The sequence below is a fragment of the Actinomadura montaniterrae genome, from assembly GCF_008923365.1.
Lineage (GTDB): Bacteria > Actinomycetota > Actinomycetes > Streptosporangiales > Streptosporangiaceae > Spirillospora > Spirillospora montaniterrae.
Genome location: NZ_WBMR01000053.1, coordinates 12,413 through 32,651, shown reverse-complemented (window position 1 = coordinate 32,651; position 20,239 = coordinate 12,413). Strand labels below are relative to the sequence as shown.

General features: G+C 70.5%; 15 protein-coding genes. 5 read left to right on the top strand and 10 right to left on the bottom strand.

The genetic code is table 11. From position 1 onward, the window contains the following. Positions 1-16: 16 nt before the first annotated feature. From dop to F9B16_RS19710, 4 genes are all read right to left on the bottom strand, one after another. Positions 17-1,534, bottom strand: coding sequence for a depupylase/deamidase Dop (gene dop, locus F9B16_RS19725; protein WP_151541566.1), 1,518 nt, complete (start codon positions 1,532-1,534; stop codon positions 17-19). A gap of 149 nt (positions 1,535-1,683) precedes the next feature. After that, complete coding sequence (gene arc / locus F9B16_RS19720; protein ID WP_151541565.1) at positions 1,684-3,447, bottom strand: proteasome ATPase; 1,764 nt, start codon at positions 3,445-3,447, stop codon at positions 1,684-1,686. 254 nt (positions 3,448-3,701) lie between these two features. After that, positions 3,702-4,622: a tRNA (adenine-N1)-methyltransferase gene (locus F9B16_RS19715; protein ID WP_151541564.1), complete on the bottom strand. Its 921-nt coding sequence runs from the start codon at positions 4,620-4,622 to the stop codon at positions 3,702-3,704. 64 nt (positions 4,623-4,686) lie between these two features. After that, positions 4,687-5,877 carry a site-2 protease family protein gene (locus tag F9B16_RS19710; protein ID WP_151541563.1) on the bottom strand — a complete coding sequence of 397 codons (1,191 nt, stop codon included), beginning with the start codon at positions 5,875-5,877 and terminating at the stop codon, positions 4,687-4,689. 112 nt (positions 5,878-5,989) lie between these two features. Between F9B16_RS19710 and F9B16_RS19705 the strand changes: the two genes are divergently transcribed. From F9B16_RS19705 to F9B16_RS19685, 5 genes are all read left to right on the top strand, one after another. Further along, entirely contained in the window at positions 5,990-6,928 is a 939-nt protein-coding gene (locus F9B16_RS19705) for a RecB family exonuclease (RefSeq protein WP_151541562.1), read from the top strand. 145 nt (positions 6,929-7,073) lie between these two features. Beyond that, on the top strand, positions 7,074-8,297 hold the full coding sequence (locus F9B16_RS19700; RefSeq protein ID WP_151541561.1) for a sensor histidine kinase: 1,224 nt from the start codon (positions 7,074-7,076) through the stop codon (positions 8,295-8,297). A gap of 152 nt (positions 8,298-8,449) precedes the next feature. Next, positions 8,450-9,130 carry a response regulator gene (locus tag F9B16_RS19695; protein ID WP_225991774.1) on the top strand — a complete coding sequence of 227 codons (681 nt, stop codon included), beginning with the start codon at positions 8,450-8,452 and terminating at the stop codon, positions 9,128-9,130. Positions 9,131-9,453: 323 nt separating this feature from the next. After that, the gene (locus F9B16_RS19690; RefSeq protein ID WP_151541560.1) at positions 9,454-10,284 is read left to right on the top strand and encodes an ABC transporter ATP-binding protein; all 831 of its coding nucleotides are present in this window, start codon (positions 9,454-9,456) and stop codon (positions 10,282-10,284) included. Then, on the top strand, positions 10,281-12,779 hold the full coding sequence (locus F9B16_RS19685; protein ID WP_225991773.1) for an ABC transporter permease: 2,499 nt from the start codon (positions 10,281-10,283) through the stop codon (positions 12,777-12,779). Before F9B16_RS19690 ends, F9B16_RS19685 begins: the two co-directional genes overlap by 4 nt. A 276-nt stretch (positions 12,780-13,055) precedes the next feature. Here F9B16_RS19685 and F9B16_RS19680 read toward each other — a convergent pair whose 3' ends face one another. From F9B16_RS19680 to F9B16_RS19655, 6 genes are all read right to left on the bottom strand, one after another. Continuing rightward, positions 13,056-14,114, bottom strand: coding sequence for an ABC transporter ATP-binding protein (locus tag F9B16_RS19680; RefSeq protein WP_225991779.1), 1,059 nt, complete (start codon positions 14,112-14,114; stop codon positions 13,056-13,058). Positions 14,115-14,236: 122 nt separating this feature from the next. Next, positions 14,237-15,307 (bottom strand): ABC transporter ATP-binding protein, encoded by a 1,071-nt coding sequence (locus F9B16_RS19675; protein ID WP_151541558.1) that lies wholly within the window; start codon positions 15,305-15,307, stop codon positions 14,237-14,239. Beyond that, entirely contained in the window at positions 15,307-16,320 is a 1,014-nt protein-coding gene (locus tag F9B16_RS19670; RefSeq protein ID WP_151541557.1) for an ABC transporter permease, read from the bottom strand. The genes F9B16_RS19675 and F9B16_RS19670 overlap by 1 nt, the downstream gene beginning before the upstream one ends. 104 nt (positions 16,321-16,424) lie before the next feature. After that, entirely contained in the window at positions 16,425-18,185 is a 1,761-nt protein-coding gene (locus F9B16_RS19665; RefSeq protein WP_151541556.1) for an ABC transporter substrate-binding protein, read from the bottom strand. Positions 18,186-18,240: 55 nt separating this feature from the next. After that, positions 18,241-19,233 carry an ABC transporter permease gene (locus F9B16_RS19660; protein ID WP_151541555.1) on the bottom strand — a complete coding sequence of 331 codons (993 nt, stop codon included), beginning with the start codon at positions 19,231-19,233 and terminating at the stop codon, positions 18,241-18,243. A 379-nt stretch (positions 19,234-19,612) separates the two neighbouring features. Next, on the bottom strand, positions 19,613-20,047 hold the full coding sequence (locus F9B16_RS19655; RefSeq protein WP_151541554.1) for a hypothetical protein: 435 nt from the start codon (positions 20,045-20,047) through the stop codon (positions 19,613-19,615). Positions 20,048-20,239 lie beyond the last annotated feature (192 nt).

Genomic DNA, 20,239 nt, shown 5'->3' with positions numbered 1-20,239 from the left:
CCTCGAGGGGCTCTGCTCAGCCCTGGCCGGTCAGCGTGGCCACCAGGTCGGCGGCGGTGCGGCAGCGGTCCAGCAGGGCGCCCACGTGCTGCTTGGTGCCGCGGAGCGGCTCCAGGGTCGGGACGCGCTGGAGCGACTCGCGGCCCGGCACGTCGAAGATGACGGAGTCCCAGGAGGCGGCGGCCACGGAGTCGGCGTACTGGCGCAGGCAGCGGCCGCGGAAGTAGGCGCGGGTGTCCTCGGGCGGGTCGTCGATGGCGCGCTCGACCTCGGCCTCGGTGATGAGGTGCTCGACGCGGTCGCGGGACGCCAGGCGGTTGTAGAGGCCCTTGTCGGGCCGGATGTCGGCGTACTGCAGGTCGACGAGCTGGAGGCGGGGGTGGGACCAGTCGATGCCGTCGCGGCTGCGGTAGCCCTCGAGGAGGGCGAGCTTGGCGACCCAGTCGAGCTCGCGGGACAGCTGCATGGGGTCGTCGCCGAGGCGGTGCAGGACGGACTCCCAGCGGTCCAGGACGTCCTTGGTCATCTCGTCGACGTCGGCGCCGTAGCGGTCCTCGACGTACTTGCGGGACTGCTCGAGGTACTCCATCTGGAGCTGGACGGCGGTCATCTTGCGGCCGTCGCGGAGGGTGAGCAGGTGCTTGCAGGACGGGTCGTGGGAGACGGCGCGCAGGGCGGCGACGGGCATGTCGACGGAGAGGTCGACGGTGAGGAAGCCGTCCTCGATCATGGCGAGGACGAGGGAGGTGGTGCCGAGCTTGAGGTAGGTGGACAGCTCGGCCATGTTGGCGTCGCCGATGATGACGTGGAGGCGGCGGTACTTCTCGGGGTCGGCGTGGGGTTCGTCACGGGTGTTGATGATGGGGCGCTTGAGGGTGGTCTCGAGGCCGACCTCGACTTCGAAGAAGTCGGCGCGCTGGCTGATCTGGAAGCCGTCGCCGCGTCCGTCGACGCCGATGCCGACGCGGCCGGCGCCGCAGACGACCTGGCGGGAGACGAAGAAGGGGGTGAGGTGGCGGACGATGTCGGCGAAGGGGGTCTCGCGGCGCATGAGGTAGTTCTCATGGCAGCCGTAGGAGGCGCCCTTGTTGTCGGTGTTGTTCTTGTAGAGCTGGATGGGGTGGGTGCCGGGGACCATGGCGGCGCGGGCGGCGGCGTCGGCCATGACGCGTTCGCCTGCCTTGTCCCAGATGACTGCGTCGCGGGGGTTGGTGCATTCGGGCGCGGAGTACTCGGGGTGGGCGTGGTCGACGTAGAGCCGGGCGCCGTTGGTGAGGATGATGTTGGCGAGGCCGAGGTCCTCGTCGGTGAGCTGGGTGGGGTCGGCGACCTCGCGGGCGAGGTCGAAGCCGCGGGCGTCGCGGAGGGGGTTCTCCTCCTCGAAGTCCCAGCGGGCTCTGCGGGCCCGTGCCGCCGATGCCGCGAGGTAGGCGTTGACGACCTGGCTGGAGGTCACCATCGCGTTGGCCCCTGGCTGTCCGGGTACGGAGATGCCGTACTCGGTCTCGATGCCCATCACCCGCCGAACACTCATATCGTCGAGCCTATCGGGGCCGGGAGGGTGGAGCCATGGGGCCGGTCTTTCCCGGGGCGTGTCGGGGTGCCGGGCGGGGTGGTGGGACGGCGTGCGGCGGCCGCCCCGTGGTGGGGCGGCCGCCGCGTGGCCGTGATTTGTGGTGCGGGTTACAGGTACTGGCCGGTGTTGGCGACGGTGTCGATGGATCGGCCGGCTTCGGCGCCCTTGGTTCCGGAGACGAGGGTGCGGATGTAGACGATCCGCTCGCCCTTCTTGCCGGAGATGCGGGCCCAGTCGTCGGGGTTGGTGGTGTTGGGCAGGTCCTCGTTCTCGCTGAACTCGTCGACGCAGGCGGCGAGGAGGTGCTGGACGCGCAGTCCCTTCTGGCCGGTGTCGAGGAACTGCTTGATGGCCATCTTCTTGGCGCGGTCGACGATGTTCTGGATCATCGCGCCGGAGTTGAAGTCCTTGAAGAAGAGGACTTCCTTGTCGCCGTTGGCGTAGGTGACCTCGAGGAAGCGGTTCTCCTCGCTCTCGGTGTACATGCGCTCGACGGTCCGCTGGATCATGGCCTCGACGGTGGCCTCTTCGGAGCCGCCGTGCTCCTTGAGGTCGTCGGGGTGCAGCGGGAGGCCGCTGAGGATGTACTTGGAGAAGATGTCCTTGGCGGCCTCGGCGTCGGGCCGTTCGATCTTGATCTTGACGTCGAGCCGGCCGGGCCGCAGGATCGCGGGGTCGATCATGTCTTCGCGGTTGGAGGCGCCGATGACGATGACGTTCTCCAGCCCTTCGACGCCGTCGATCTCGCTGAGCAGCTGCGGGACGATGGTGTTCTCGACGTCGGAGGAGACGCCGGATCCGCGGGTGCGGAAGATGGAGTCCATCTCGTCGAAGAAGACGATGACCGGGGTTCCGGCGGAGGCCTTCTCGCGGGCCCGTTGGAAGACCAGGCGGATGTGCCGCTCGGTCTCGCCGACGTACTTGTTGAGGAGTTCGGGGCCCTTGATGTTGAGGAAGAAGCTCTTGCCCTCCTTGCCGGTCTGTTCGGCGACCTTCTTGGCGAGGCTGTTGGCGACGGCCTTGGCGATGAGGGTCTTGCCGCATCCGGGCGGTCCGTAGAGGAGGACGCCCTTGGGGGGCCGGAGCTTGTGCTCGCGGAACAGGTCGGCGTGCAGGTAGGGCAGTTCGACGGCGTCGCGGATCATCTCGATCTGGGAGCCGAGCCCGCCGATCTCCTCGTAGGAGATGTCGGGGACCTCTTCGAGGACGAGCTCTTCGACCTCGGCCTTGTGGATCTTCTCGTAGGCGTAGCCGGAGCGGGGTTCGAGCATCAGCGAGTCGCCGGCGCGCAGCGGGACGCCGCGGAGCGGTTCGGCGAGCTTGATGACGCGTTCCTCGTCGGCGTGGGCGATCACGAGGGCGCGTTCGCCGTCGTCGAAGAGCTCCTTGAGCATGACGACCTCGCCCTGCTCTTCGAACTTGAGCGCTTCGACGACGTTGAGGGCCTCGTTGAGCATGACCTCCTGGCCGCGTTGGAGTTCGTCGACGTCGACGGCGGGGCTGACGTTGACGCGCAGCTTGCGTCCGCCGGTGAAGATGTCGACGGTTCCGTCGTCGCGGGTTTCGAGGAACACTCCGAATCCGGAGGGTGGTTGCGCGAGCCTGTCGACCTCCTCCTTGAGCGCCACGATCTGTTCGCGAGCCTCTTTGAGGGTCGCTACGAGTCGCTCGTTCTGGCCTGTCACGGCGGCCAGGTTCGCTTGTGCCTCATGGAGGCGTTCTTCCAGGACACGTACTTGGCGCGGGGATTCCGCGAGCTTGCGGCGCAGCACGGAGATCTCCTCCTCCAGGAAGGAGATCTGCGTTTGGAGGTCCCTGACCTCCTTGTCGTGCTGCGCCCTGCGCGCCCCAGCATCGTCACGAGCGGCCACGCCCCGTCACCTCCTCACGAAGAGAGCCGACGACCTACTGAGACCCTACCTATCTGGAGGGCTTCCGTAACCTGCCCATTCGGTACTCGTGTCGTGCGGGTGTGGTTCGGGTGGTGTTCGGGGGGCGGGCCGGGGGTGGTGTTGGTGGTGGTGTTGTGCTGGGCGGACCTGGGGTTTTGGGTGTGGGGGCGTGTCGGGGTGGAGGGTTTGTCGATTTCGGGGTGTGTGGGGTGGCACACGGCGTGTCGCTGTGCTTATTGCAAGCCCGTCGCAGCGTTCGCGTCTGTTTCGGGGGCGGGGTGGGCGCCCTTGGCGGGGCGGCGGCGCCGGGCGGGCGGGGTGACGCCGTCGGCGAGGCGGCGGGCGGTGACGAGGAATCCGGTGTGGCCGACCATGCGGTGGTCGGGGCGGACGGCGAGGCCGTCGACGTGCCAGGACCGCAGGAGGGTCTCGAAGGCGTAGGGCTCGGCGAAGGCGCCGTGGGCGCGCAGGTCCTCGACGACGCGGGACATCTGGGTGGTGGTGGCGATGTAGGCGCAGACCATGCCGCCGGGGATGAGGGCCTTGGCGACGGCGTCGAGGGTCTCCCAGGGGGCGAGCATGTCGAGGACGACGCGGTCGGCCTCGGTCTCGGTGAGGGCGTCCTCGAGGGAGCCGACGGTGAGGCGCCAGGAGGGGTGGGGGCCGCCGAAGAACTTCTCGACGTTGGCGCGGGCGATGTCGGCGAAGTCGGGGCGGCGTTCGTAGGAGGAGACGAGGCCGTGTTCGCCTACGGCGCGCAGGAGGAAGCAGCTGAGGGCGCCGGAGCCGGCGCCGGCCTCGATGACGCGGGCGCCGGGGAAGATGTCGGCCATGGCGACGATCTGGGCGGCGTCCTTGGGGTAGACGACGGCGGCGCCGCGGGGCATGCGGACGGCGAAGTCGGCGAGGAGGGGGCGGAAGGCGAGGTATTCGACGCCGCCGGTGGAGCGGTAGACGGTGCCTTCGGGGCTGCCGATGATGTCGTCGTGGGGGACGGAGCCTTTGTGGGAGTGGTAGAGCTTGCCGGGTTGGAGGGTGATGGTGTTGATGCGGCCTTTGGGGTCGGTGAGCTGAACCTGGTCTCCGGGCCGGAACGGGCCGTGCGGGATGCGGCCGGTGGACGGTGCGGGCTCGGTGGGCTGGGGTTCGCTCATGGTGGTCAAGGCTAGCGCCGGGCGGCCGCAGCTCAGGCCGTCCGGGAGCGGTGGGGGGCGGGGGTCAGACGCCGGCGAAGGCGCGGTCGACGTCGGTGACGGCGAGGACGCCGTAGACGCGGCCGTCGGGTTCGGTGAGGAGGTATTCGGAGGCGGGGTTGCGGCGGAGGGCGGTGATGAGGTCTTCGCCGGTGAGGTCGGCGGGGAGGGTGAGGTCGGGTTCGAGGCCGCGGGACAGTTCGCCGACGGTGATCCAGGGGCGGCGGTGCTCGGGGGTGGCGGTGACGGCCTTCTCGCTGACGAGGGCCTGGGGGTTGCCGTCGTGGTCGGCGATGACGAGGGCGCCGGCCTGGTCGGCGTGGGCGCGGCGGATGGCCTCGGCGAGGGGGGTGTCGGCGGTGACGAGGGTGGCGCGGCGGGCGAGGCGGCGGGCGGACAGGAGGGGGACGCGGTCGCGGAAGCGTTCGGCGCGGATGGCCTGGGTGGCGCCGACCCAGATGAAGGAGGCGACGAGGGCGGACCAGAGGAGGGCGAGCCAGCCGAATCCGCCGTTGCCGCCTTCGTCGGTGCGGTAGGTGGCGAGGTAGGCGCCGGAGACGAGGCAGGCGACGGCGACGGCGCGGCCGACCCAGCCGGCGAAGATGGCGCCGCTGCGGCTGTGGCCGGTGGCCTTCCAGACGGCGGCGCGGACGAGGCGTCCGCCGTCGAGGGGAAGGCCGGGGAGGAGGTTGAAGACGCCGACGAGGAGGTTGGCGAAGGTGAGGGCGTCGATGAGGAGGAGGGCGACGTCGGGGAGGGGGAGGACGGCGTGGGCGAGGAGGCCGAGGCCGGCGAGGACGAGGTTGACGAGGGGGCCGGCGAAGGCGATGAGGAATTCGCGGCCGGGGGTGGCGGCCTCGCGTTCGATGGAGGTCTCGCCGCCGAGGATGTGGAGGGTGACGGAGCGGACGGGGAGGCCGAGGACGCGGGCGGTGACGGCGTGGCTGAGTTCGTGGACGAAGACGGAGCCGTAGAGCAGGACGGCGTAGGCGAAGGCGACGAGGTAGCTGAGGGGGCGGTCGATGACGCCGTTGACCTGGCCTTCGAACATGACGGTGACGAGGATGGCGACCAGGAACCAGCTGGGCGAGACGTAGACGGGGACGCCGAAGGGGCGGCCCATGTAGAGGCCGGGCCGGGTGTCGGGGCCGCCGTTGCGGGGGCCGGGGTCGCCGGCGGGCGTCTTGCCCTGGGTCGGGGGCGCGCTGTTGGTCACGTATCCGATGCTACGGCCCCGTAGGGGCGGGTCGGCGGGCGGTGCGGGGTGATCGTGGCGGGTGGGCGGGGGTGCGGGATTTCGTCGGGGGTGTCGCCTACGCTGCTGTGCCATGACGACGACCGAGGCCGGTGGTGAGGTGTCCGTTCCGTCTCCGCGGGGTGGGGGCGGGGTGGAGGTGGTGGGGTCGCTGTCGCCGTCGCGGGCGGGCGATTTCATGACGTGTCCGTTGTTGTACCGGTTCCGGGTGATCGATCGGCTTCCGGAGCGTCCGTCGCCGGCGGCGGCGCGGGGGACGCTGGTGCACGCGGTGCTGGAGCGGCTGTACGACCTGCCGGCGGGCGGCCGGACGGTGGGGGCGGCGCTCGAGCTGCTGGGGCCGCAGTGGGAGCGGCTGCTGTCGGCGGAGCCGGAGCTGGAGGGGCTTTTCGGGGACGACGAGGCCGGGGCGGCGGAGCGGGCGGAGTGGCTGGCGCAGGCGGAGCGGATGGTGGAGCGGTACTTCACGCTGGAGGATCCGCGGCGGCTGGAGCCGGCGGAGCGCGAGCTGTTCGTGGAGACGGTGCTGGATTCGGGGCTGAAGCTGCGGGGGTACATCGACCGGGTGGACGTGGCGCCGTCGGGTGACGTGCGGATCGTGGACTACAAGACGGGGACGGCGCCGCGGGCGGATTTCGAGGCGCGGGCGCTGTTCCAGATGAAGTTCTACGCGCTGGTGCTGTGGCGGCTGCAGGGGCGTGTGCCGCGGTTGCTGCAGCTGATGTATCTGGGGAACGGCGAGGTGCTGCGGTACGAGCCGGACGAGCGGGATCTGCGGGCGACGGAGCGGAAGGTGGAGGCTCTGTGGCAGGCGATCCGGCGGGCGATGGACTCGGGTGAGTGGCGGCCGCGGGCGAGCCGGTTGTGCGACTGGTGCGATCACAAGGAGCGGTGCCCGGAGTTCGGGGGCACTCCCCCGCCGCTGCCCGCGGTCCCGGTGCGGCGTCCGTCTCCGGCGGATCTGGAGGGCGCCGCGGAGGTCGGGGCGGCGCGGGAACGCGACGACCTGTAGGGGCGCGGCCCCGGCGCCTGCCCCGGACCCGGCGCGGGGACGTCCGGGGGCGCAGGGGGCGGTGGGCGGGGTCATCCTTGGGGAGGAGCGCGGATCCGCGCGCAGGATGGGTCTCGACCTGCTGTGACCTCCTAGGGTGAGAGTCGTGTCACCCCGCATCCGTGGTCTTCGTACCTTTCGTGCCTGGCTGCAGGCGCGTCCGCAGGCGGCGGACGCGTTGCTCGCGCTGGGGCTGCTGCTGGTGGGCCTCCCGCAGATGTATCTGCAGGACTTCCCGGAGAGCGGTGACTACGCGGCGTTCCGGACGCCGGACGCGGCCAACGGGCTGATCGTCGTGGTGGTGACGATGGCGCTGGCGTGGCGGCGCCGCCATCCGCTGCCGGTGCTGCTGGTGATCGTGGCGGGTGAGATGTCGCTGACGGTGTGGGGGTATCCGCCGTCGGTGCCGGACGTGATGGCGTTCCTGATCGCGATCTACAGCCTGGCGGCGCACCGGGGGCTGGCGCAGAGCGCGCTGGGGGGCGTGGCGGGGTTCGTGTCGTTCCTGGTGTCTTTGGTGATGCTTCCGGTGGGGACGTCGCCGGTGGTGCTGGTGAGCGACTGCGCGCTGGTGGCGGGGGTGTGGGTGCTGGGCCGGAACCTGCGGTTGCGGCGGGCGTACTTCGCGGAGCTGGAGGACCGTGCGGCGCGGCTGGAGCGGGCGCGGGGGACGGACGCGCGGGCGGCGCGGATCGAGGAGCGGTCGCGGATCGCGCGGGAGCTGCACGACGTGGTGGCGCACCATGTGAGCGTGATGACGGTGCAGGCGGGGGCGGCGCGGCGGATCATCGACCGGGATCCGGGGAGCGCGCGGGAGGCGATGTCGACGATCGAGGAGGTCGGGCGGACGGCGCTGAGCGAGATGCGGCGGATCGTGGGGGTGCTGCGGACGGAGCGGGACGCCGACCAGGCGGGGCGGGAGCTGGCGCCGCAGCCGGGCCTCGGGGATCTCGGGGAGCTGCTGGACCATGTGCGGGAGACGGGGCTGTCGGTGCAGCTGTGGATCGAGGGTGAGGCGCGGACGCCGTCGCCGGGGGTGGACGTGGCGGCGTTCCGGTTGATCCAGGAGGCGCTGACGAACACGTTGAAGCACGCGGGGGCGCAGGCGCGGGCGTGGGTGCGGTTGTACTACACGGACGCGGATCTGACGGTGGAGATCGAGGACGACGGGCGGGGGACGGCGACGATCGTGGCGGACGGGACGGACAATCCGGGGCACGGGCTGGTGGGGATGTACGAGCGGGTGGCGTTGTATGGGGGCGAGCTGCGGATCGGGCCGCGGGTCGGCGGGGGGTTCGGGGTGCGGGCGCGGTTCCCGTTGGAGGCGTGAGGGGTGGCGGTGCGCGGGTGCGGGACGGCGGGTGCCTCGGGCGTGCGGGGGCCGGGCCGTGCGGGGGCGTGGCGGGGATGGGGAGGGCATAGGGTGACGTTTGCCGGTGCGAGGCGAGGAGCGGGGACGATGGACGCAAGCGGGGTGGCCGGGTGAGCGCGGTGCGGGTGCTGCTCGTCGATGATCAGCCGTTGCTGCGGACGGGGTTCCGGCTGATCCTGGAGGCCGAGGCGGACATCGCGGTGGTCGGCGAGGCCGGTGACGGCGCGGCGGCGGTGGAGATGACGCGGTCGCTGCTGCCGGACGTGGTGCTGATGGACATCCGGATGCCGGGGGTCGACGGGATCGAGGCGACGCGGCGGATCATCCGGGAGGGGGCGGCGTCGCACGATCCGAAGGTGCTGATCCTGACGACGTTCGACCTGGACGAGTACGTGATCGAGGCGGTGCGGGCGGGGGCGAGCGGGTTCCTGCTGAAGGACTCGCCGCCGGAGGACCTGGTGCAGGCGATCCGGATCGTGGCGGCGGGCGACGCGATCGTGGCGCCGAGCGTGACGCGGCGGCTGCTGGACCGGTTCGCGACGCGGCTGCCGGCGGTGCGGGACGCGTCGCCGCCGCCGGGTCTGGACACGCTGACCGAGCGGGAGCGCGAGGTGCTGACGCATGTGGCGCGGGGCCAGTCGAACGCGGAGATCGCCGCGGAGCTCGTGGTGAGCGAGACGACGGTGAAGACGCATGTGGGGAACGTGCTGGCGAAGCTGGGGCTGCGGGACCGGGTGCAGGCGGTGGTGTACGCCTATGAGACGGGGTTGAGCCGCCCGGGCCAGAGCTGATCCTCCGGGGGGATCCCTGACGCGTCCCTAGGGTGCGGGGCAGGGGTCGGGGCGGGTGTCGGGGCTGGTGAAGCGGTGGTCCACGGGCGCGGCCTCGGGGGCGGCCCCTGAGCGGTCCCTTCTTTCGCCAGTGGACCCCCTACTCCGGGAGGACGACCCCGGCACCGCCTCTCCTGCCAGGGATGGAGTGATAAGTCCATTCCTGGGGTGCATCTCACGGGGCCGCGGGACTCCTACTGTTCTGAGGGACGGACCGCCGGGGGACGAAAGCGCGGTCCGCGCAGTTCGATTCCACCCTCATCCACTCACACAGGGGAGTTCACGTGACGAACACCGCCCCATCGACCGCTGACGCGCATTCCGCGCCCGGGGCGGGCGACTTCGCCGCACGGGCCCATCAGATCGCCAAGGTGTACGGGCGCGGCGACGCCCAGGTGGTCGCGCTGGACTCGGTGACCGTGGGGATCCCCCGCGGCCGCTTCACCGCGATCATGGGCCCGTCGGGTTCGGGAAAGTCCACGCTGATGCACTGCATGGCGGGGCTGGACTCGGTGGACTCCGGGCAGGTGTTCATCGGCGGCACCGAGCTGACGGGGCTGAAGGACAAGCAGCTCACCCGGCTGCGCCGCGACAAGATCGGGTTCATCTTCCAGGCGTTCAACCTGGTCCCGACGCTGACGGCGCTGGAGAACATCACGCTGCCGATGGACATCGCCGGCCGGAAGGCCGACCGGGCGTGGCTGGACCAGGTGATCGACACCGTCGGGCTGCGGCCGCGGCTGAAGCACCGCCCGTCGGAGCTGTCGGGCGGCCAGCAGCAGCGGGTGGCGTGCGCGCGGGCGCTGGCGTCCCGCCCGGAGATCATCTTCGCGGACGAGCCGACCGGCAACCTCGACTCGCGGTCCGGCGCGGAGGTGCTGGCGTTCCTGCGGGACTCGGTGCGGCGGATGGGCCAGACGATCGTGATGGTGACGCACGACCCGTCCGCGGCGGCGTACGCCGACCAGGTGCTGTTCCTGACGGACGGGCAGATCGTCGACACGATGACCGGGCCGACCGCCGAGCGCGTCCTGGAGCGGATGAAGGGCTTCGAGACGGGCGGCCGTCCCGCCGCGGCGCCGGGCGCGCCGGAGCCGGGGGTCGCGGCGCGATGATGGGCAAGGTCACGCGCCGCAACCTCGCGGCGCACAAGATCAGGCTGGTGCTGACGGCCGTCGCGGTGATCCTCGGCGTGGCGTTCGTGGCCGGCACGCTGATCTTCACCGACAGCATGAACAAGCAGTTCGACGACCTGTTCAGCCGGGTCGGCAAGAACGTCGCCGTGGACGTGCGGGCCAAGAAGGTCGTCGGCGGCGACGACGACGGGCAGGCGGCGCAGCCGGTGCCGGCGTCGGTGCTGGCGGCGCTGAAGGGCGTCGACGGGGTGAAGGACCCGCAGGGCAACGTCAACGGGTACGCCGCCGTCGTGGGCCGCGACGGGAAGATCGTCGGCTCGGGCGGGCAGGGCCCGCCGCAGCTCGGCACGAACTGGAACACCATCGGGTCGTTCGACCTGAAGTCGGGCCGGGCGCCGCACGGCCCCGCCGAGGTGATCATCGACGCGGAGACCGCGAAGAAGGGGCGGCTCGCGATCGGCGACACCGTCGGGGTCGTGTCGTCGGGCGCGGCTCAGCGGATGCGGATCGTCGGCCTGATCGACACCGGGAACCTGATGGGCGCGAGCGTCACCGCGTTCGACACCCCGACCGCGCAGAAGCTGCTGCTGAAGCCCGGCTACTACAGCGACATCGAGATGAGCTCCTCCGGCCCGTCGGAGACGCAGCTGCGCGACCGGGTCGCGAAGGTGCTGCCGGACGGCGTGGAGGCCGTCACCGGCACCAAGATGCGCGACGAGAACAAGAGCGACGTCGCGCAGATCATGGGGTTCTTCCGCACGTTCCTGCTGGTGTTCGCGCTGATCTCGATCTTCGTCGGGGCGTTCATCATCTTCAACACGTTCTCGATGCTGGTGGCGCAGCGGACCCGGGAGCTGGCGCTGCTGCGCGCGATCGGCGCGGCGCGCCCGCAGGTGACCCGTGCGGTGATCGGTGAGGCGGTCGCGGTCGGGTTCGTCGGGTCGACGCTGGGCCTCGCGGCCGGCGCGGGCCTGGCGGCGCTGCTGCAGGGGCAGATGGGCGACGCCGGGTCCGGCGGCCTGACGTTCACCGCGACACCGGTGATCTGGTCGTACGTCGTCGGGATCGTCGTGACGGTCGTGTCGGCGTACTTCCCGGCGCGGCGCGCGGCGAAGATCCCGCCGGTCGCGGCGATGCGTGACGACGTGGCGCTGCCGCAGCGGACGCTGCGGATCCGGGTGGCGCTCGGGTCGCTGCTGACCCTGGTCGGCGCGGGCCTGATCGCGGCGGGGCTGGCCGGGAACGGCGGGAACCCGGCGGTGCCGGTCGGGGCGGGCGCGTTCGCGGTGTTCATCGGGGTGGCGATGCTCGCGCCGGTGATCAGCGTCCCGGTGGTGAAGGTGCTCGGGTGGCCGTTCGCGCGGCTGATGGGCGCGCCGGGCCGGCTCGCCCGGCAGAACGCGCTGCGCAACCCGCGCCGCACCGCCGCGACCGCCGCGGCGCTGATGATCGGCCTGGCGCTGATCACCACGGTGAACGTGCTCGGCGCGACGATGCGCGCGTCGATCGACCAGCAGGTGGACGCGCAGTTCGGCGCGGACTACCTCGTGCAGGCGACCGGCGGCGACATCACCCCCGACGCCACGCAGAAGATCAAGGCGGCGCCCGGGGTGGAGTCGGCGTCCCCGACCTACGAGGGCACCGCGAAGCTCGCCGGTGACCGCGGCACGTACATGTCGGGCGACGTCGGCGTGATCGCGAAGGCGGCGCGGCTGAAGATCGTGTCCGGCGGCACGGCGATCGGCGCGGACGGGCTGATGGTGAACGAGTCGACCGCCAAGGACAAGGGCTGGCACGTCGGGTCGACGGTGCCGGCGCTGTTCCCCGACGGGAAGACCGAGCAGCTGAAGGTCACCGGGATCTTCGCCAAGAGCGACCTGATCGGCGGCAGGATCGTGTCGGAGCAGGTGTACCTGCGGCACACGGTGCGGCCGTCGGTGGACGCGGTCCTGGTGAACGCGGCGAAGACCGACGCGGCGACGAAGACGTCGATCGAGTCGGCGCTGAAGGCGTACCCGAACCTGAAGGTGTCGGACCAGTCGTCGCTGAAGAAGGACGCCCGCAAGCAGGTGGACGGGTTCGTGACGTTCCTGTCGATCCTGCTGGCCATGTCGGTGATCATCGCGGCGGTCGGGGTCGTCAACACGCTGGCGCTGTCGGTGATCGAGCGGACCCGGGAGATCGGGCTGCTGCGGGCGATCGGCATCAGCCGCCGCCAGCTGCGCCGGATGATCCGGATCGAGTCGATCGTGATCGCGGTGTTCGGCGCGGTGCTCGGCATGGGCATCGGCGTGGCGTTCGGCGCGGCGCTGCAGAACGCGCTGAAGGGCCAGGGGCTCGGGGTGCTGGCGGTGCCGTACGGGACGCTCGGGGTGTACCTGGTGGTCGCGGCGGTGATCGGTGTCCTCGCGGCGCTGTGGCCGGCGTGGCGGGCCGGGCGGATGGACGTGCTGAAGGCCATCTCCACCGAGTGACCGTCGCTCCCCCGCCGAAGCCCCGGCCCTCCCGAAAGGGGGCCGGGGCTTCGCCGTACGGCAGCGCGCACCGTCCCCGAGACCCGCGCATCGCGCCCGGCCACAGAGCCGCAGGGCGGTCACGACGAAGCCCTAGCCCCCTTCGAGAGGCGGGGACGAGGAAGCCTCAGATTCCCTGTGCGAGGGTGGGAAAGGCGAAGCCCCGGTCCCCCCTGTGCGGGGGCCGGGGCTTCGGCGTGCGGGAGGCACGCCCGAGGGCGGTCGTCCGGGCGGGGCCTACTCGCCGGTCTCGGCGTCGGTCTCGCCGGCCGGGGCGGCGCCGGGCGCCACCGCGGCCTTGGCGACCTCGTCGGTCGCCGACACGGTGGTGTTCTCCGGGAAGTGGCAGGCGGCCTGGTGGCCGTGGCTGAGCTCGATCAGCGGCGGCTCGACCTGCTTGCAGATGTCCTGCGCCTTCCAGCAGCGGGTGTGGAACCGGCACGCGGGCGGCGGGTCGAGGGGGCTCGGCACGTCGCCCTGCAGCCGGATCCGCTGCCGGTTCCCGCGCTCGCTCGGGTCGGGGACCGGCACCGCCGACAGCAGCGCGTTGGTGTAGGGGTGCATCGGCCGCTCGTACAGGTCGTTGCGGTCCGCGATCTCGACGATCTTGCCGAGGTACATGACGGCGACCCGGTCGGAGATGTGCCGGACGACCGACAGGTCGTGCGCGATCACCACGTAGGTGAGGTCGAGCTCGTCCTGCAGGTCCTCCAGCAGGTTGACGACCTGCGCCTGCACCGACACGTCCAGCGCCGACACCGGCTCGTCCGCGACGATCAGCTTCGGCTTGAGCGCGAGCGTGCGGGCGATGCCGATGCGCTGGCGCTGGCCGCCGGAGAACTCGTGCGGGTACCGGTTGTAGTGCTCGGGGTTGAGGCCGACGAGCTCCAGGATCTCCTGGACGGCCTTCTTCACGCCGTTCTCGGTGGCGATGTTCTGCAGCCGGAACGGGGCCCCGACGATCGCGCCGACCGTCTTGCGGGGGTTCAGCGACGAGTACGGGTCCTGGAAGATCATCTGGAGGTCGCGGCGGAGCGGCCGGAGCCGCCCCTGCGACATCCTGGTGATGTCCTCGCCCTCGAAGGTGATCTTCCCGAAGCTGGGGTCCAGCAGCCGCATGATCATCCGGCCGGTGGTGGACTTGCCGCAGCCCGACTCCCCCACCAGGCCGAGGGTCTCGCCCTTGCGGACCGAGAACGACACGCCGTCGACGGCCTTCACCGCCGCGACCTGCCGGCGCAGCAGCCCCGCGGTGACGGGGAAGTGCTTGCCGAGGTTGTCCACCTCCAGCAGCATCTCCCCGTCCCGGACGGGACGGGGCGCCGCCGCGTCGGCGGAGGTCTCCGCGGCGCCGGGGACGGTGGTCCCCGCCGCGGCGGTGTCAGAAGTGCTCACAGTCTTGTTCCCACCCGTGCTCGTCACAGCTTCGGCCGGATCTCGGATTCCCAGATCTCCTGCTTCTTCTCCAGCGGGAGATGGCAGGCCACCTTGTGGCCCGGGACCGCCTCGACCAGTTCGGGGCGCACCGTCGTCGACTTGTCGCCGTTGAGGTCCTTGTAGGCGCACCGCGGGTTGAACGCGCAGCCCTGCGGCACGTTGATCAGGCTCGGCGGGGTGCCCTTGATCGGCATGAGCCGCTCGGTGCGCTCCCGGTCCAGCCGCGGCATCGAGCCGAGCAGCCCCCAGGTGTAGGGGTGCAGCGGCTTGTGGAAGGCGTCCTCCACCGAGGCGTACTCGGCGCAGCGGCCCGCGTACATCACCAGGATGTCGTCCGACAGCTCGGCGACCACCCCGAGATCGTGGGTGATCATGATGACGGCGGAGTTGAACTCCTCCTGCAGGTCCCGGATCAGGTCGAGGATCTGCGCCTGGACGGTGACGTCCAGCGCCGTGGTCGGCTCGTCGGCGATCAGCAGCTCGGGGTCGCAGGACAGCGCCATCGCGATCATCGCGCGCTGCCGCATGCCGCCGGAGAACTGGTGGGGGTAGTCGTCGACGCGCTTGTCCGGCTTCGGGATGCCGACGCGGCCGAGCATGTCGATGGCGTGCTTGCGCGCCACCTGCTTCGACACGTCGTTGTGGACCCGGTAGGCCTCGATGATCTGGGCGCCGACGGTGTAGAAGGGGTGCATCGACGACAGCGGGTCCTGGAAGATCATCGCCATCTTGCGGCCGCGGAGCCGGCGGACGTCGCCGGGCGATGCGCCGACGAGCTCCTGGCCGTCCAGCCAGATCTCGCCGGACACGTTCGCGTTGTGGCGGTTGTGCAGCCCGAGGACGCCGAGGCTGGTGACGCTCTTCCCGGAGCCGGACTCGCCGACGATGCCGAGGGTGCGGCCCTTCTCCAGCTGGAACGACAGCCCGTCGACCGACTTCACCAGACCGTCGTCGGTCGGGAAGTGGATCTTCAGGTCGCGGACCTCGAGGAACGCCGTGGGAGCCTCACCGGCGCCCGTGGCGGGCCCCGCGGCCGGCGTGGTGTCGGTCATCAGCCAAGCCTCACTCTCGGGTCGATCACGGCGTACAGCAGGTCGACGATCAGGTTGATCACGACGATGAAGGCGGCGGCGAGGGTGGTGACGCCGAGCACCATCGGCAGGTCGCCGGTGCCGATCGAGCTGATCGCCAGCTGCCCGAGGCCCTGGATGCTGAAGGTGTTCTCGGTGAGCACCGCGCCGCCGATCAGCAGCCCGAAGTCCAGGCCGAAGACGGTCAGGATCGGGGTCAGCGAGGCGCGCAGCGCGTGCCGGGTGATGACCGTCTTCTCCGGCAGGCCCTTGGCGCGGGCCGTCCGGATGTAGTCCTCGTTCATCGTCTCCAGCATGCCCGCTCTGGTGAGCCGTGCGTACATCGCGGCGTACAGGAACGCCAGGGTGACCCAGGGCAGCACCAGCGACTCGAACCACTTCACCGGATCCTCGGTGATGCCCACGTAGCTGCCTCCGCCGGGGAAGATGCCCAGCTTGTAGGAGAACAGCGCCAGCGACACCAGGCCGGTGAAGTAGATCGGCAGCGACACGCCGCCCAGGGCGATCACCATCGCGGTGCGGTCCCAGATGCTGCCTCTCTTCAGCGCCGAGACGACACCGGTGGACACGCCGGCGATCAGCCAGACGACGGCGGCGCCCACGGCCAGCCCCAGGGTCGCCGGGGCGCGGTCCATCAGCGTCGGGAGCACCGGCTGGCTGGTGCGGAAGGAGTAACCGAGGCAGGGCGCCGGGCAGTGGTCGGTGACCGGTCCGGCCTTGAAGTCCTCACCGGCGACGATGCCCTTGAGGTAGTTGCCGTACTGCACCACGATCGGCTTGTCGAGGCCGAGCCGCTCCTTGGTGGCCTCGATCGCCTCCTGCGTCGGGGCCTTGCCGACATAGGACGCCGCGAGCTGGTCGGTGGTCTGACCGGCCAGCTTCGGAAGCCCGAAGAAGATGCCGAAGGTCACCAGGGTGATGAGCAACAGCATGAGAACGACGCCGACGAGGCGCCGGATGATGTATGCGAGCACACTTCGCGGCCCCACCCGCCGGCCGGCCGGACCTGTGGGCCCGGTACCGGCCGGCGGGCATCGCCTTCACCTGCCTTCAGATGAACGCACGGACGGAGGGAGAATTACTTCTCCACGCCCATGTTGAGGTAGTCGTACATTCCGCCATAGCCCATGGTGATACCGACGTTGGTGACCCGCTTCGGCCGGTACAGCAGCGCCTTGGCGTAGATCAGCGGGACCTCGACGGCGTCCTGCATGACCATCTGGTCGATGTCGCCGTAGAGCTTGGTGCGGGTCGCCTTGTCCGGGCTGGAGATCGCCTGGTCGAGACCGTCGTTGACCTTCGGGTTGTCCTCCTCGGCCAGGTTGTTGCCGCCGGAGGGCTTGATGGCCCGGCCGTCGACGATCTGGGAGAGGAAGCCGTAGCCGGTCGGCCAGTCCGCCGCCCACGCCATGAGCATCATGCCGACGCCGTGCTGGTGCACGTAGTTCGGGACGCCGACGTACTTGTTGAAGTAGTCGCCGGCCGGCCACTGCACGATGCTGACGTTGATGCCGACCTTCTTCAGGCCCTGCTGGATGGCCTGCGCCATCGCGACTTCCTTCGGCCGGTCGGACCGGGCCGAGATCTTGGTGCTGAAGCCGTTCGGCTTGCCGCACGCCGCGAGCTCCTGCTTGGCCTTCGCCAGCGTGGCCTGGTCCAGGCCGTTGCCGCCCGCCGCCTGCTTCTGCGGGTACAGGTCGAACTTGCGGTAGCCGTCGACCGACGGGGGCAGGATCGTGGTCGCGACGTCACCGCCGGCCAGCGGGCCTCCGTAGGCGGTCTGCGCGGCGACCTTGTCGGTCGCGTACTGCACGGCGATCCGGCAGTGGATGTTGTCCAGCGGCTTGACGTGCTGGTTCAGCGACATGAACCGCAGGTAGCCCTGGATCGGGTTGTCGGTGTAGGGCTTCTGCTGCGGCGTCAGCACCTTCGGCTGCGTGCCGGACTGCACACCGACGCCCGCGACGTCCATGTCGAGCGAACCGGCCAGCAGGCGGTTGTCGATGTCGTCGGCGTTCTGCTTCAGCTGCAGCTCGATCTTGTCGGGCAGCGCCTTGCGGATCGGGTCGGTGCTGGGGTCCCAGTTCGGGTTCCGCGACAGCGTCATCGACTTGCCGCGGGTGTAGTTGTCGACCTTGTACGGGCCGCTGGAGACGATCGACGACTCGTACTTCAGGCCGGTGTCCTTGGCCTTCGGGACGGGGATCGTCTGCGACATCGCCACCAGGTAGTCGAACTCCGCGAACGGCTTCGACAGGTGGAAGACGATGGTGTTGTCGTCCGGCGTCTCGATCGACTTCAGGCCCTCGTCGCTCTTGTCCTTGTAGGGACCCTTGTACGCGGGCTTGTTGTCGACCAGGTAGGTCTTGAAGTACTTCGGACCGAGCTGCATCTCGTCGGTGAAGTTGCTGCGCTCGACGGCGTACTTGACGTCCTTGGACGTGACCGCCGTGCCGTCGTCGTACTTCACGCCGGTGCGGAGCTTGTAGGTCCAGGTCTTGCCGCCGTCGGCCATCTGACCGGGCGCGGTCGCCAGGTCGGGGATGACGTTCAGGCTGTCCTTGCCCGCGGCGGGCTTGAACGTCATCAGGCCGCGGCCGTACAGGCGCGAGAAGTTCTGGTCCCACGCGTAGTACTGGTTGCCCGGGTCCGGCGAGTCGAAGTCGTCGGACATCGCCAGGCGGAGCGTGCCGCCCTTCTTGTCCGACTGGTTGATGATCTTGTCGATGGCCGCGCCGTAGCCCGGCCCGCTCCCCGAGCCGCCCGAGTCACCGCCGCCGCAGGCGGCGAGGCCCGCCGCGGCGAGCACGCCGGCGGCGAGGGCCGCGATTGGTCTCATCTTGTTCATGTGCAGGCGCACCCCATTCATTTCGCCGGGTCGGATGAACCCGAGGTCACTTGGCCCGAGGGTCGAGAGCGTCCCGCAGCCCGTCACCGAGCAGGTTGAAGGCGAGGACGGTGATGAAGATCGCCACACCGGGGACGATCATGTACATCGGGTCCGAGGAGTAGATCGGGACCGCGAGGGTCAGCATGCCGCCCCACGACGGCGTCGGCGGGATGACGCCGACGCCGAGGAACGACAGCGCCGCCTCGAACAGGATGTTCGTCGGGATCAGCAGGGTCGCGTAGACCAGGATCGGCGCGACGAGGTTCGGCAGGATCTCCTTGAACAGGATGTAGGAGTTCCGTGCGCCCATGCTGCGGGCCGCGTCGACGAACTCGCGTTCGCGCAGCGAGAGGGTCTGGCCGCGGATGATGCGGCCGATGTACGGCCAGTTGAAGAAGCCGATGACGACGACGAGGACGCCGATGCGCAGCCCGTTGCCGCTCAGCCCGAACGAGCCGTCGGAGATGACGGCGACCAGCGCGATCGCGAACAGCAGCAGGGGGAACGCCAGGAACGCGTCCATCGCCCGGCTGATGAGCATGTCGACCCAGCCGCCGAAGTAGCCGGCGGTGATGCCGAGGATCGTGCCGATGACCACCGACAGCAGCGTCGCGAGGAACGACACCAGCAGCGAGATCCGGGCGCCGTGCACGATCCGGGAGAGCAGGTCCCGGCCGGTGCCGGGCTCCACTCCGAGGAGGTGGTCGGCGCTGATGCCGGTGTGCCAGATGCCGGTCTTCGGCCGGTTGTACGTCGGGTCGATCAGGTTCTGGTGGTAGGCCAGCGGCGACTGCACCAGCAGCGGCCCGAAGATCGCCAGGAGGATCAGCAGGATCACGATGACGCCGCCGGCGAGCGCGACCTTGTCGCGCTTGAGTCGCATCCAGGCGATCTGCCCCAGGGAGCGTCCCTGGATCGCCTTGCCGTCGACACCGGCGAGGACCGCTTCCGGCTGCGCCTCGGTGTCGGACCCGGTCACCTCAAGGGGTGCGGCCACGCTCTGTACCTCCTACCGTCCGGCCACTGGTTCGGCCATGCCGCCGCCGGCGCGGTGACCGGCGGTCGCGGAGATCATCCGCTGACCCCGTGCCCGTTACGCCGCGTTTGCTGAAGGGAAAGGTAGCCCCTCGGCCACGACTGTCCATCCGTGAGACGGGCTGCGCCAGTACCCGTATCTGAGTTGTGATCTCGTCGTCATCTCGGGCACACGTGCTCGGCATCACGTCGGACAAATCGCCCGAATAGTACGTTCGCCTGTGGCGTGCTCCGCAACACGAACGCGGTCTAGACCGGCAAGCTTTACCGTACTGAGTCCGTTCTGAGATCGATCGTCCGCAGGTCAGCGCCCCGGAACGCAGAAACGGCGGGACCGGGCGTCAGGAGATGCCGCGGTCGCGCAGGATCTTCTCGATCTCCGCCATCTCGGGGTCGCCGGACGGCTGCGCGCCGCCCACCGCGCCCTTGGGCTTGCGGCCGGCGCGGCCCGCCGCCTTCGGCTCGCCCGCGCCGGGCGCGGCGGCCTTCCCGCCGGCGTCGCCGGACCCGGCGCGGCGGCTCAGCATCGCGCCGGAGGTCAGGTAGAGCAGGACGGCCAGCCCCGCCACCCCGACCCCGGCCCACTTCACCGGGCTGAACGCCAGGTCGACGAAGAACTCGGTCACCCCGGTCATCGCCGCCGCCAGCGGCACCAGCGACAGCGCGGCGCCGCGCATCCCCGACGCCGCCCCGCGGCGCCGGTAGACCCCCCAGCTGATGACCAGCCCGACCAGGGTCACCCCGAGGCTGATCAGATCGATCGCCGTGTCGCTCATGTCGGCCCCTCACTCCGTACGGTGCTGCTCTGCCGGCGCTGCTCCCTCCATCGTCACACGTCCGGGCGCCGATCACGCTCCTCCCGGCGGACGGTTTCCGGACATCGCGGTCTCCTCCTCCGGCGTGATCCGTCCCCTAGGGACCGCCGCCCGGGGTCGCGGGCGCGGCCTGCCGCCACGGGAGCAGGCGTC